Source organism: Pseudomonas sp. S49 (assembly GCF_009866785.1).
Classification (GTDB): domain Bacteria; phylum Pseudomonadota; class Gammaproteobacteria; order Pseudomonadales; family Pseudomonadaceae; genus Aquipseudomonas.
Genome location: NZ_CP019432.1, coordinates 5,564,336 through 5,576,293 on the forward strand (window position 1 = coordinate 5,564,336; position 11,958 = coordinate 5,576,293).

At 59.8% G+C, this 11,958-nt stretch carries 14 protein-coding genes; 12 read left to right on the forward strand and 2 right to left on the reverse strand.

Annotated elements, in window-relative coordinates:
• Positions 1–9: 9 nt before the first annotated feature.
• Entirely contained in the window at positions 10–912 is a 903-nt protein-coding gene (locus tag PspS49_RS24490; RefSeq protein WP_127929740.1) for a TIGR01777 family oxidoreductase, read from the reverse strand.
• A gap of 197 nt (positions 913–1,109) precedes the next feature.
• Between PspS49_RS24490 and PspS49_RS24495 the strand changes: the two genes are divergently transcribed.
• From PspS49_RS24495 to PspS49_RS24550, 12 genes are all read left to right on the forward strand, one after another.
• Entirely contained in the window at positions 1,110–2,096 is a 987-nt protein-coding gene (locus PspS49_RS24495) for an FAD-dependent oxidoreductase (RefSeq protein WP_150750490.1), read from the forward strand.
• Positions 2,093–2,308, forward strand: a complete 216-nt coding sequence (locus tag PspS49_RS24500) for a TIGR02450 family Trp-rich protein (RefSeq protein ID WP_160041794.1) — start codon at positions 2,093–2,095, stop codon at positions 2,306–2,308. The genes PspS49_RS24495 and PspS49_RS24500 overlap by 4 nt, the downstream gene beginning before the upstream one ends.
• A 213-nt stretch (positions 2,309–2,521) precedes the next feature.
• A complete protein-coding gene (locus PspS49_RS24505; RefSeq protein ID WP_160041796.1) occupies positions 2,522–3,484 on the forward strand; it encodes a DUF523 and DUF1722 domain-containing protein in 963 nt (320 codons plus the stop codon).
• Positions 3,484–4,425, forward strand: a complete 942-nt coding sequence (locus PspS49_RS24510) for a MerR family transcriptional regulator (RefSeq protein ID WP_150776422.1) — start codon at positions 3,484–3,486, stop codon at positions 4,423–4,425. Before PspS49_RS24505 ends, PspS49_RS24510 begins: the two co-directional genes overlap by 1 nt.
• Before the next feature lie 20 nt (positions 4,426–4,445).
• The gene (phrB, locus tag PspS49_RS24515) at positions 4,446–5,891 is read left to right on the forward strand and encodes a deoxyribodipyrimidine photo-lyase (protein ID WP_174245085.1); all 1,446 of its coding nucleotides are present in this window, start codon (positions 4,446–4,448) and stop codon (positions 5,889–5,891) included.
• Positions 5,884–6,306: a nuclear transport factor 2 family protein gene (locus PspS49_RS24520; RefSeq protein WP_150750492.1), complete on the forward strand. Its 423-nt coding sequence runs from the start codon at positions 5,884–5,886 to the stop codon at positions 6,304–6,306. Before phrB ends, PspS49_RS24520 begins: the two co-directional genes overlap by 8 nt.
• Entirely contained in the window at positions 6,303–7,085 is a 783-nt protein-coding gene (locus PspS49_RS24525; RefSeq protein WP_127929747.1) for an SDR family NAD(P)-dependent oxidoreductase, read from the forward strand. The genes PspS49_RS24520 and PspS49_RS24525 overlap by 4 nt, the downstream gene beginning before the upstream one ends.
• Positions 7,082–8,329, forward strand: a complete 1,248-nt coding sequence (locus PspS49_RS24530; RefSeq protein WP_127929748.1) for an FAD-dependent oxidoreductase — start codon at positions 7,082–7,084, stop codon at positions 8,327–8,329. The genes PspS49_RS24525 and PspS49_RS24530 overlap by 4 nt, the downstream gene beginning before the upstream one ends.
• A complete protein-coding gene (locus PspS49_RS24535) occupies positions 8,326–9,141 on the forward strand; it encodes a DUF1365 domain-containing protein (RefSeq protein WP_127929749.1) in 816 nt (271 codons plus the stop codon). The genes PspS49_RS24530 and PspS49_RS24535 overlap by 4 nt, the downstream gene beginning before the upstream one ends.
• Complete coding sequence (locus PspS49_RS24540; RefSeq protein WP_150750495.1) at positions 9,128–10,393, forward strand: cyclopropane-fatty-acyl-phospholipid synthase family protein; 1,266 nt, start codon at positions 9,128–9,130, stop codon at positions 10,391–10,393. Before PspS49_RS24535 ends, PspS49_RS24540 begins: the two co-directional genes overlap by 14 nt.
• The gene (locus PspS49_RS24545; protein WP_127929751.1) at positions 10,386–10,877 is read left to right on the forward strand and encodes a DUF2878 domain-containing protein; all 492 of its coding nucleotides are present in this window, start codon (positions 10,386–10,388) and stop codon (positions 10,875–10,877) included. The genes PspS49_RS24540 and PspS49_RS24545 overlap by 8 nt, the downstream gene beginning before the upstream one ends.
• Before the next feature lie 52 nt (positions 10,878–10,929).
• Positions 10,930–11,235, forward strand: coding sequence for a YkgJ family cysteine cluster protein (locus tag PspS49_RS24550; RefSeq protein WP_007912865.1), 306 nt, complete (start codon positions 10,930–10,932; stop codon positions 11,233–11,235).
• Between the two features lie 129 nt (positions 11,236–11,364).
• Here PspS49_RS24550 and PspS49_RS24555 read toward each other — a convergent pair whose 3' ends face one another.
• The gene (locus tag PspS49_RS24555) at positions 11,365–11,883 is read right to left on the reverse strand and encodes an acyloxyacyl hydrolase (RefSeq protein WP_160041800.1); all 519 of its coding nucleotides are present in this window, start codon (positions 11,881–11,883) and stop codon (positions 11,365–11,367) included.
• Positions 11,884–11,958 lie beyond the last annotated feature (75 nt).

Sequence of the window (11,958 nt, forward strand, 5' to 3'; positions counted from 1 at the left end):
CGTCCTATTTCAGAGGCGGCTGGAGAGATCGTCCAGGGCCGCACGTAAATCCGTGAACTGGAAAGTGAAACCCGCTTCCAGCAAGCGTGCCGGCATAGCCTTCTGGCCGCCGAGCAACAACAAAGACATCTCGCCGAGGCCGACCTTCAGTGCCAGCGTCGGCATCGGCATGAACGCCGGGCGGTGTAAAACGCTGCCCAGCGTCTTGGCAAATTCGCGATTGCGCACAGGTTTCGGCGCGCAGGCATTATAAGGACCGCGGGCCTGATCGCGGTGCAGAAGAAAATCAATCAGGGCGATTTGATCGTTGATATGAATCCACGGCATCCATTGCCGACCATTGCCCAAAGGCCCGCCCAGCGCGAGTTTGAACGGCAATAACAAGCGCGACAAAAAGCCGCCCTCGGCCGACAGCACCAGCCCGGTTCGCACCAGCACCACACGGATGCCTTGGGCCTCGGCCCGTTGCGCGGTTTCCTCCCAGGCAATACACAACTGACTGGCGAAATCGTCGATCACCGGCGGCGACTCTTCCGTCAGTTCGCGCTCACCGCCATCGCCGTACCAGCCAATGGCCGATCCGGAGATCAGCAGCGCCGGTTTCTGTGATCGCGTTTCAAGCCACGCCAGCAAGGTTTCCGTGAGCTTGATACGACTGCTCCACAGCAACGCTTTGCGTCGATGTGTCCACGGCCGATCGGCAATCGGCGCGCCAGCGAGGTTGATGATCGCGTCCAGCGGCTCGTCACCCAACTCTTCGAGACGCGCGATGCCACGCACCTGCGCACCGCAGATTTTCGCGACTTTCTCCGGTTTGCGACTCCACACCGTCAGGCGATGGCCCTGCCCCAACCAGTGTCGGCAGAGCTGACGTCCTATCAAACCAGTACCGCCGGTCAGCAATATGTGCATGACATCTTCCTCGCGTGGCGTTTAACCCGGATCACTAGTCTATTTTTATAAGCAGGGATCTTTTCTATCGGGCAGGCTCTATTGTTTAACAATAGGCCAAGCTGTCAGAACGAGAACGCTAGAAGTTATACCAAAAAACAAAATTGTACAGGTTTCATCCACGGCGTAGTCTGTACAGAAAGGTAAACGAGGCCCCTATGACTGTACCTATCGCAATCATCGGCACCGGCATCGCCGGGCTCTCCGCCGCCCAGGCTCTGACAGAGAGCGGGCATACCATCCAATTATTCGACAAGAGTCGCGGCAGCGGCGGGCGCATGTCGAGCAAGCGCAGCGACGCTGGCTCGCTGGACATGGGCGCGCAATATTTCACCGCCCGTGACCGGCGCTTCGTCACCGAAGTGCAGCGTTGGCAAAGCCAGGGCTGGGTCGCCGAGTGGACGCCACAGCTCTACACCTACCAGGGCGGGCAGCTGAATCTGTCGCCGGACGAGCAGACCCGCTGGGTCGGCACGCCGCGCATGAGCGCCATCACCCGTGGCCTGCTCGATGGCCTGGAAGTGCATTTTGCCTGCCGGATTACCGAGGTCTATCGCGGTGAGGAACACTGGCATCTGCAAGACGCCGAAGGCTTCACCCACGGGCCGTTCAGCCACGTGGTGATCGCCACGCCAGCCCCGCAAGCGACTGCATTACTGGCTGCTGCGCCGAAGCTGGCCGGTGCCGCCGCCGGGGTAAAAATGGAGCCGACCTGGGCCGTCGCCCTCGCCTTCGACACACCGCTGGATACCCCCATCGAAGGTTGTTTCGTGCAGGACAGCCCGCTCGACTGGCTGGCGCGCAACCGCAGCAAACCAGGGCGCGATACCACCCTCGACACTTGGGTGCTACATGCCACCAGCGCGTGGAGCCGGCAACACATCGACCTGTCCAAGGAAGCGGTGATCGAGCAACTGCACGGTGCGTTTGCCGAATTGCTGCACAGCGCGATGCCTGCGCCGACCTTCAGCCTCGCCCACCGCTGGCTCTATGCGCGACCCGCGACGGGGCACGAATGGGGCACGCTGGCCGATGCCGATCTGGGCCTGTACGCCTGTGGCGACTGGTGCCTGTCGGGCCGCGTCGAGGGCGCATGGCTCAGTGGCCAGGAGGCTGCACGTCGTTTGCATGAACACCTGCAGTGAACCGCATCAATCCGCAAAAATTGCTGCTGTCGAAATGGACAGCAGCTCACCCGCAGAATCGTGAAAAGCATTTTCTGGTCACCGAGTTGTTTCGCGACGAGGAAGGCACAGTGCTGGAAGTCGAGTTGCAGGCCGTGCTGACCAAGCGTGCCGAACGCCTCGATTGGCAAGTCCTCAGGAACAAGGATCACTGGTTATTAGGTTGGAAATAAAGATCCTGTAGGAGTGAGCCTGCTCGCGATAGCGTCGTATCAGTCAGCATCAATGTTGCTGACATACCGCAATCGCGAGCAGGCTCACTCCTACAGTGAACTGCGTTCAATCAAAAAAGTTATACAAACAATTTGACTTGTACACCCACGAATCTATGCTAAAGAAAGTTGTACAGAGATTTACCTCTGTACAGGTATAGATTCGAGGTGCCCATGTCAGATCCTTGCGTAGCCAAACCAAAAATCGCCATCAGCGCCTGTCTGCTGGGTGCCGAGGTGCGCTACAACGGTGGGCACAAGGAATCACGCCTGTGCAGCCGCACCCTCACCGAGCATTTCGATTTCGTCCCGGTGTGTCCGGAGGTCGCAATCGGCCTGGGCATTCCTCGCGAACCGATCCGCCTCGTCGGCGAGGCCGAACATCCACAAGCGGTCGGCACGGTGAACCGGGCGATCAACGTCACCCAGCCACTGGCTGAGTACGGCGAGAAAATGGCCGCCGAACTGGATGACATCTGCGGCTACATCTTCATGCAGCAGTCGCCGTCCTGCGGTCTGGAACGGGTCAAGGTCTACCACGCCAACGGTGCCCCGGTGAATGGCGGCGGACGCGGCATTTATGCCCAGGCGTTCTGCGCACGGCATCCGGATCTGCCCGTGGAAGAAGCCGGGCGCCTCAATGATCCGGTGTTGCGCGAGAACTTCATCACCCGCGTGTTCGCCTACAGCGAATGGCAGCAAGTCCTCGCCAATGGCCTGAGCCGTCGCGCCCTCACCGAATTCCATTCGCGCTACAAATATTTGCTGATGGCGCACAACCCGCTGCAATACAAAGCACTCGGCAAGCTGTTGGGCAACATGGCGCACAGCGATCCCGTCGAGCTCGGCCCACGCTACTTCAGCGAACTGATGGCGGCGTTGAAAAAATGCGCCACCCGTGGCACCCATTGCAACGTGCTGCTGCACATCAGCGGTTATCTGAAACAGGTGATCAGCGCTGAAGACAAACAGGAAATGCAACACGTCATCGGCCAGTACCGCCAAGGCATCGTGCCGCTGGTGGTGCCGTTGACGCTGCTCAAGCATCACTTTCGCCTCCATCCGGATTCGTACATCGCGCAACAGGTTTACCTGCAACCGCACCCGGAAAACCTCAGCCTGCGAAACGCAATCTAATGAACGACAAAATGGATACCAGCGCTCAGGAAGACCTTGGCGCGGATTTTAAAAAAGCCCTCGACGAGGGCTGGCTGCCGATTCGCGAAGTCGCCCGGCAGACCGGCGTCAACGCGATCACTTTGCGCGCGTGGGAACGCCGCTACGGGCTGGTCGTGCCGCAACGCACCCCCAAGGGCCACCGACTGTATTCGGCCGAACACGTGCAACAGATTCTGACCATCCTCACCTGGCTCAACCGTGGTGTGGCTGTCAGTCAGGTCAAACCGCTGCTCGACGCACCGCAGGCGTTCAGTGAATCAGTGGAAAACGATTGGCAGCGCTTGCGCCAAACCCTGCTTGCCGCCGTCACGCAGCTCAATGAACGCAGCCTCGACGACAGCGTCAATCATGCGATGGCGCTCTACCCGCCACGCACCTTGTGCGAGCAATTGTTGATGCCGCTGCTGGCGGAACTGGAGCAGCGTTGGCAGGGCCAGTTCGGCGCGCAGATGGAACGCGTGTTCTTTTATTCGTGGTTACGCAGCAAATTCGGCACACGCATCTACCATAACAATCGTCAGTTACATGGCGCCCCGCTGTTGTTGATCAATCACTCCGACCTGCCACTGGAACCTCATCTGTGGCTGTGCGCGTGGCTGATCAGTAGCGCTGATTGTCCGGTGCAAGTATTTGACTGGCCGCTGCCGGCCGCCGAGTTGGCGCTGGCGGTCGAACATCTGCAAGCCCGTGGCGTACTGCTGTATTCCAGCAAAGCCATGAACCTTGCGCAGTTGCCCAAGCTACTGAACGGAGTCAGTTGTACAAAAATGCTGGTCGGACCAACGGTATGCATCCACCACGCCGAGTTGTCCGTAAGAACTTCCGAGATGGCTGATGTTTTCCTGGCTGAAGACGCGCTGCTGGCGCACCAGGTGCTCGTTCAGCGTGGGCTGATCTAATGGACGCAGTGAGTTCCGACATGCAATTGATCTGGCTGCGCAGCGACTTGCGCCAACATGACAACACCGCCCTCGCGGCCGCCGCAGCGCGCGGCCCGACGGTCGCCGTGTACCTGTTGAGCCCGCAGCAGTGGCTGGAACATGACGATGCGCCGTGCAAGGTCGATTTCTGGCTGCGCAATCTCAGAGAACTGAGCAACAGCCTCGCCGCACTGAACATTCCGTTGCTGATCCGTACCGCAGCGCATTGGGATCAGGCCCCGGCGGAGCTGCTCGAACTGTGTCGGCAATTGAACATCGAAGCCGTGCACGTCAACGAAGAGTACGGCGTCCACGAAAGCCGTCGCGACGCAGCGGTGGCCGAAACACTGAAGGCCGAGGGCATCACCTTTCACAGCCATCTCGACCAGTTGCTGTTCAAACCCGGCACGGTGCTGACCAAGACCGACAGCTACTTCAAGGTGTTCAGCCAGTTCCGCAAAGTCTGTTACGAACGCCTGCATCGCTCGATGCCGGCGTTGGTCAAGGCACCAGGCAAACAGGCAAAACTGGCGATAGACAGCGACCCGATTCCCGACTCCGTCAAAGGCTTCGCCACACCGAGCCAATCCCTGCGCGATCTGTGGCCGGCCGGTGAACAGGAAGCCCGACGCCGTCTCGACACCTTCACCGACGCGCAAATCGACTACTACCAAAGCGAACGCGACTTCCCGGCCAAACCCGGCACCAGTCAGCTCTCGGCGTATCTCGCTGCCGGCGTGATCTCGCCGCGCCAATGCTTGCACGCCGCCCTGCAAAGCAATCAGGGCGAATTCGAAAGCGGCAAGGTCGGTGCAGTCACCTGGATCAACGAACTGCTGTGGCGAGAGTTCTACAAGCACATTCTGGTCGGCTACCCACGGGTCTCAAGGCATCGCGCTTTCCGCCCGGAAACCGAAGCGCTGGCCTGGCGTGATGCGCCGGAGGATCTCGCCGCGTGGCAAGAGGCGCGCACCGGTCTGCCGATCATCGACGCCGCGATGCGCCAATTGCTCGAAACCGGCTGGATGCACAATCGCCTGCGCATGATCGTGGCGATGTTCCTGACCAAAAACCTGCTGATCGACTGGCGCGAAGGCGAACGCTTTTTCATGCGCCACCTGATCGATGGCGATCTCGCGGCGAACAACGGTGGCTGGCAGTGGAGTTCGTCGACGGGCACCGATTCGGCGCCTTATTTCCGCATCTTCAACCCGCTGAGCCAGTCGGAAAAATTCGACAGCGAAGGCCTGTTCATCAAGCACTGGCTGCCGGAACTGGCCGACCTCAACAAAAAAGAACTGCACAACCCGGCCAACCTCGGTGGTTTGTTCGGTGCGGTGGATTATCCGTCGCCGATCGTCAACCTCAGCGACTCACGCCAACGGGCACTGGCAGCCTTCAAGAACCTGCCTGCGCGTACGTCTACAGGAGGCGACGATGAGTGAATTCCTGCGCCGCTTCGCCCGGCAATTTTCAGCGTTGAACAAAGACAACCTGCAAAGCCTGGGCGAGCTGTACAGCGATGACATTCACTTCACCGACCCGCTTCACGAAGTGCAGGGTCTGGCGCAGTTACGCGACTATTTCGGCGAACTGTATGCCAACGTCAGCGAGCTGCATTTTGATTTTCATGGTTTTGACCAGATCGGCGACTGCGAAGGTTATCTGCGCTGGGTCATGAGTTATCGCCATCCGCGCCTCGCGGGCGGCCGCGTGATTCGCGTCAGCGGCTGCTCGCATTTGCTGTGGCACGACAAGGTTTATCGCCATCGGGATTATTTCGATGCCGGGGCGCTGCTGTATGAACACTTGCCAGTATTGGGCCGGGTGATTGCCTGGCTGAAAAGGAGAATGGGATGAGTCGTACACCTCCACGGCGTTATTGGTTGACCGGGGCCAGCAGTGGCATCGGCGCGGCGCTGGCTGAAGAGATCCTGAAAACCGGTGCGCACCTGGCGGTCAGTTCCCGTCAGATCGCCCCGCTCAAGGTCTTGTCGCAACGCTATCCGGGGCAGGTTCTGGTGGTGCCGGGGGATCTGACCAACAGCCAGACTGTGCGCGAAATCGGTGAGCAGATCGCCGCAGACTGGGGTTCGCTGGACTCGGTGATTCTCAACGCCGGCACCTGCGAATACGTCGATGCCAAACAGTTCGATTCGTCGATCATCGAGCACGTGGTACGTACCAACCTGCTCGCCAGCAGCTATTGCATCGAGGCTGCCCTGCCGCTGCTGCGCAAAGGCACCGCGCCGCATCTGATCGGCGTGGCCAGTTCGGTCACCTACTTGCCGCTGCCACGGGCCGAAGCCTACGGCGCCTCAAAGGCCGGTTTGCGTTACCTGTTCGAGTCGTTGCGCATCGATCTGGCCGACGAAGGCATTGAAGTCACCGTGGTCAGCCCGGGTTTTGTCGAAACTCCGCTGACCGCCAGGAATGATTTCCCCATGCCCTTGAGCTGGCCTGTGGATAAAGCCGCACGGCACATCTTCGCCAAACTCAAGGACCGACCATTGGAAATCGCCTTTCCGGCGCTGTTCATGGCCGCGCTGTGGCCGCTGTCGAAACTTCCGTCGCGGGTACAACTGGCAATCGGCAAGCGCATGGTGCGCAAGTCACCTCCGCTGACGGATCCGACATGAAAATCGCCATCGTCGGTAGCGGCATCGCTGGGCTGACCTGCGCCTACCTGCTCAATCGCCGCCATGACGTGACGGTGTTCGAGGCGGGCGACTGGGTCGGTGGCCACACGCACACGGTGCCGGTGACCGTCGATGGCCGCCAATATGCGGTGGACACCGGTTTCATCGTGTTCAACGACTGGACCTACCCGAACTTCATTCGCCTGCTCGGGCAGCTCGGCGTGGCGTTCAAGCCGACCGAAATGAGCTTCTCGGTGACCGATCCGGACACCGGTCTGGAGTACAACGGCAACAACCTCAACAGCCTCTTCGCCCAGCGCAGCAACCTGTTTTCGCCGGGGTTCTGGGGCATGTTGCGCGACATTCTGCGCTTCAACAAAGAAGCCCAGCGCGACCTCGTTGAACTGCGCATCGCCGCCGACACCACCCTCGACGAATACCTCAAGGCTGGCGGTTACGGCGAGCGTTTCATCCTGCATTACATCGTGCCGATGGGCTCGGCGATCTGGTCGATGCCGATGGCGGAAATGCTCAATTTCCCGCTGCAGTTCTTCGTACGTTTTTTCAAGAATCATGGACTGTTGTCGGTCAGTGATCGGCCGCAATGGCAAGTTATCGAAGGCGGCTCGAGCGCCTATATCGCGCCGCTGACGGCAGCGTTCAAGGAAAGGATTCGTCTCAATTGCCCGGTAGCCCGGGTTGATCGTGACGTGCATGGCGTAGTTATCCACAGCCCGGCGGGCCTCGAGCACTTCGACCAGGTGGTGTTCGCCTGTCACAGCGATCAAGCGTTGAAACTGCTGGCGGTCCCGAGCGATGCCGAACGCGCGATCCTCGGCGCCCTGCCCTACGCCGACAATGAAGTGGTGCTGCACACCGACACGCGTTTGCTGCCGACACGCAAACTCGCCTGGGCGAGCTGGAACTATCGGCTCAGCGGCGCCGGCCACACCCACGCCGCCGTCACCTACGACATGAACATTCTGCAGGGCATTCAGAGCGACACCACGTTCTGCGTCAGCCTCAATCAGAGCGCCGGCATCAGCCCCGACAAAGTGCTTGCCCGTTACACCTATGCCCATCCGCAATTCAGCCTCGCGGCGGTGGCAGCACAAAATCGCTGGAGTGAACTGGATGGCGCGCAGCACACGCATTATTGCGGCGCCTACTGGGCCAACGGTTTTCATGAGGACGGTGTGGTCAGCGCCTTGCGCGTGGCCGCCGCGTTCGGGGAAACCCTATGAACAGCGCACTCTACAGCGGCTGGATCGGCCATCGGCGCTTCTCGCCGCGCCGCCATGAATTCCGCTACCGGATCGGTCTGCTCTACCTCGACCTCAGTGAACAGGATGCAGTTCTTGAACTGTCGCCGCTGGCCGGACGCAGTCGCTTTGCGCCGTTTTCCTTTCGTGAGACGGACTATCTCAAGGCATTCACCGGCCGAGGCATGCGCCTGATCGATGCCGTACGTCAGCAGGTCGGCATCGCCATCGGCCACGAACCGCAAGGCGCGATCTGCCTGCTGACCCAGGCGCGCAGTTGGGGGTTGTCGTTCAACCCGGTGAGTTTCTTTTATTGCCATGAAGCCGACGGGCAACTGGCGGCGATTGTCTGCGAAGTCACCAACACGCCGTGGCGCGAGCGTTATCACTATGTGCTGCCGGCGCGTGCGCCCGCCAATCTGCAGGATTTTCACCAGCACTTCGCCGTGGCCAAGGCCTTTCACGTTTCGCCGTTTCTGCCGCGCGATCTCGAATACCGCATGAGCTTCAGCCCCGCCGCGCAATCCCTTGGCGTGCACATGGCCGACTGGCAGGGCGAACACAAACTGTTCGACGCGACACTCAATCTGCAACGCGAAAGCCTCGACCGTCGCAGCCTGCATCGTTACTTGCGGCGTTTTCCGTGGATGACCGCGAAAACTGCCTTGGCGATTTACTGGCAGGCGCTACGCCTGCTGCTCAAACGCGCACCGATCTTTGCTCATCAGACTGCCGACGGCAGCTTTCAAACCGCCACTGTGCCTCCCAAGGAGCACCACCATGAAATCCTCTAGTCTGTCGGTCAGTCGGCTCAGCACCAACGGTTTGACCGGATCGCTGCTGCGCCGCGGCGTGTTGCGCCAATTGGCGCAGCTCAAACACGGACAACTGTTGGTGATCGAGGATGGCGAACGGCTGATGTTCGGCACGCCCGGCAGTGCATTGCTCGGGGAAATCCATGTGCTCGACTCGGCCGTCTGGGGCATGGTCGCCGGCAATGGTTCGATCGGTGCCGGCGAGGCCTTTATCCACGGCTATTGGAGTTCGCCGGATCTGACAGCGGTGGTGCGCGTGTTCGTCAGCAATCTGGACGTGCTCGATGCCATGGAGGGCGGCCTGGCGCGCCTCGGCCGGCCGTTGGTGCAAGGCTTGCACTGGCTCAACCGCAATACGCGCAAGGGCTCGCAGAAAAACATCGCTGCGCACTACGATCTGGGCAACGACCTGTTCGAACAGTTTCTCGACCCGACCATGATGTATTCAGCGGCGCAGTTCCTGACGCCCGAAGACAGTCTGGAGCAGGCTCAGTTGAACAAGCTGGAGCGAATCTGCCAGAAGCTCGCGCTCAAACCCGACGATCATTTGCTGGAGATCGGCACCGGCTGGGGCAGCATGGCGCTCTATGCTGCTCAAAATTACGGTTGCCGTGTAACCACCACCACACTGTCGAAAGAACAGTACGCGTTTACCGCGCAACGCATCGAACAGCTGGGCTTGCAGGATCGGGTCACGCTGCTGCTCAAGGACTACCGCGATCTCACCGGCGAATACGACAAACTGGTGTCGATCGAAATGATCGAAGCGGTCGGTCACCGCTTCCTGCCGACCTACTTCAAACAATGCGCGCACTTGCTCAAGAGCAACGGCCTGATGCTGATCCAGGCGATCACCATTCGCGAACAACGCTACGAACAAGCCAAGCGCGGCGTCGACTTTATCCAGCGTTACATCTTCCCCGGCGGCGCCCTGCCCTGCGTGCAGAAAATGCTTGAAGTGGTCAGCCGCGACACCGACATGAACCTGCTGCACATGGAAGATTTCGGCTTGCACTACGCCCGCACCCTGCGCTTGTGGCACGAGAACTTCCGTCGCGCCCACGGGCGCTTGAGCGAGTTGGGCTACGACGATTATTTCCTGCGCCTGTGGGAGTTCTACCTGTGTTACTGCGAGGGCGGTTTCCTTGAACGCACCATCGGCACCGCACAACTGTTGCTGGCCAAACCGGCAGCGATGACCGCGCCGTTGCTCGGGCGTTTCGATGCTTGAGCGTGTTGCCAATGCCGTGTTGTTCCAGCTCGGCTGGCTGACCTGCGTACTCGGCGGCAACAGCTTGTGGTTGTTGCTGGCGTTGGCGGTGCTGGTGATTCATCTGCGCTGGATCAGCAGTTGGGCGGCTGAAGGCCGTTTGATTTTGAGCGTGGTGATTGTTGGCACGGCGGTGGACAGTGTGTTGCGTGGTGTCGGGGTGTTCGAGTTTCAGGATCAGTCGCCACTGATTCCGTTGTGGCTGATGCTGCTCTGGGCATTGCTGGCAACCACATTGCGCCATTGCCTGGCATGGAGCGCCCGGCCGTGGTGGCTGGCGAGTCTGCTTGGCGCGGTCGGCGGAGCACTGTCGTATTACGCCGGCGGACGCTTGGCCGGGGTGCAATTTCCCTATGGCGAGTTGCCGACACTGATCGGCATCGGCCTGCTCTGGGCACTGCTGTTTCCGCTGCTGCATTCCATGGCGCGGCGGTTGGCGCACTGAGCGTCTGTCAGACCTTTCACACGCACAGCAGCGACTGCCTTACACTGCCGCCATGAAAACCATTCCCCACCAGCAAATCACCGAGCCGGCGGTCACCTGCTCGACCTGCGCGGCGTGCTGTTGCCAGCTCGAAGTGATGTTGATCACCGACACTGGCGTGCCTGATCGCTTTATCGATACCGATGAATGGGGCGGCGAAGTGATGCTGCGTCTGGATGACGGCTGGTGCGCGGCGCTGGATCGCGACAGCATGATGTGCACGATCTATGAGAAACGCCCGCTGATCTGCCGCGAGTTCGAGATGGGCGCGCCCGAGTGCATTGAAGAGCGCAAAGGCATCACGACTGCCTACCGCTGACCTCAAGAACACCCTAGAACAAATGTAGGAGTGAGCCTGCTCGCGATAGCGGTGTATCAGTCAAACAAATATTGACTGACACACCGCTATCGCGAGCAGGCTCACTCCTACAGGGGTTATGCGCTCGGCTTAGAGCGGCATTGTGTAATGCAGCGAGTAACTTTCTACACCGTCGTTGCTGCTGGCCAGGCCGGCGTTGGAATAGTGCGTCGCACGAATTCCGACTTCATGCCCGCCATTGAAACGCAGACCAAAACCGAAGCGGTCTTCAAACTGGAAAGAGCCGCCGAGATTGTTGGATTCGTACTTGGTGTTAGAGAAGGCCGCCACACCGATCCCCGCTTCGATATACGGTTTGACCGACTGGCCGGCAAACTCGTAAACGAAGACTGGAGAGAACGACAAGCTGTTATTGCTCGACGTCTTGTCACCTTCCCAATAGGTATAAGCACCGCTCCAGTAGCCGGTCAGGCGACCGACGTCGCTCTGCAGCCAACTCCTGTCCCAGTCGAAATTCATGCCCAGGCGATACGTCATGGTCGAGTCGCTGGTGGCCCCCACTGCGAACTCAACACCTGCCGCTTGTGCAGTAAAACTTTGCCCCATCAGTGCGGCCGCAATCGCGGCCAAGCAGAATAGTCGCTTCACGTTGAAACTTCCTTTTCCGGAACGATCGTTTGGTTTTCTAGATAACTCTTCGCTATAGAAGCTAGCGCCTGCTCA

Coding starts and splice junctions, on each gene's coding strand:
- PspS49_RS24545 (WP_127929751.1), top strand. CDS start 10,386: ATGCTTGAGCGTGTTGCCAATGCCGTGTTGTTCCAGCTCGGCTGGCTG.
- PspS49_RS24550 (WP_007912865.1), top strand. CDS start 10,930: ATGAAAACCATTCCCCACCAGCAAATCACCGAGCCGGCGGTCACCTGC.
- PspS49_RS24540 (WP_150750495.1), top strand. CDS start 9,128: ATGAAATCCTCTAGTCTGTCGGTCAGTCGGCTCAGCACCAACGGTTTG.
- PspS49_RS24535 (WP_127929749.1), top strand. CDS start 8,326: ATGAACAGCGCACTCTACAGCGGCTGGATCGGCCATCGGCGCTTCTCG.
- PspS49_RS24495 (WP_150750490.1), top strand. CDS start 1,110: ATGACTGTACCTATCGCAATCATCGGCACCGGCATCGCCGGGCTCTCC.
- PspS49_RS24510 (WP_150776422.1), top strand. CDS start 3,484: ATGAACGACAAAATGGATACCAGCGCTCAGGAAGACCTTGGCGCGGAT.
- PspS49_RS24525 (WP_127929747.1), top strand. CDS start 6,303: ATGAGTCGTACACCTCCACGGCGTTATTGGTTGACCGGGGCCAGCAGT.
- PspS49_RS24490 (WP_127929740.1), bottom strand. CDS start 912: ATGCACATATTGCTGACCGGCGGTACTGGTTTGATAGGACGTCAGCTC.
- PspS49_RS24505 (WP_160041796.1), top strand. CDS start 2,522: ATGTCAGATCCTTGCGTAGCCAAACCAAAAATCGCCATCAGCGCCTGT.
- PspS49_RS24520 (WP_150750492.1), top strand. CDS start 5,884: ATGAGTGAATTCCTGCGCCGCTTCGCCCGGCAATTTTCAGCGTTGAAC.
- PspS49_RS24530 (WP_127929748.1), top strand. CDS start 7,082: ATGAAAATCGCCATCGTCGGTAGCGGCATCGCTGGGCTGACCTGCGCC.
- phrB (WP_174245085.1), top strand. CDS start 4,446: ATGCAATTGATCTGGCTGCGCAGCGACTTGCGCCAACATGACAACACC.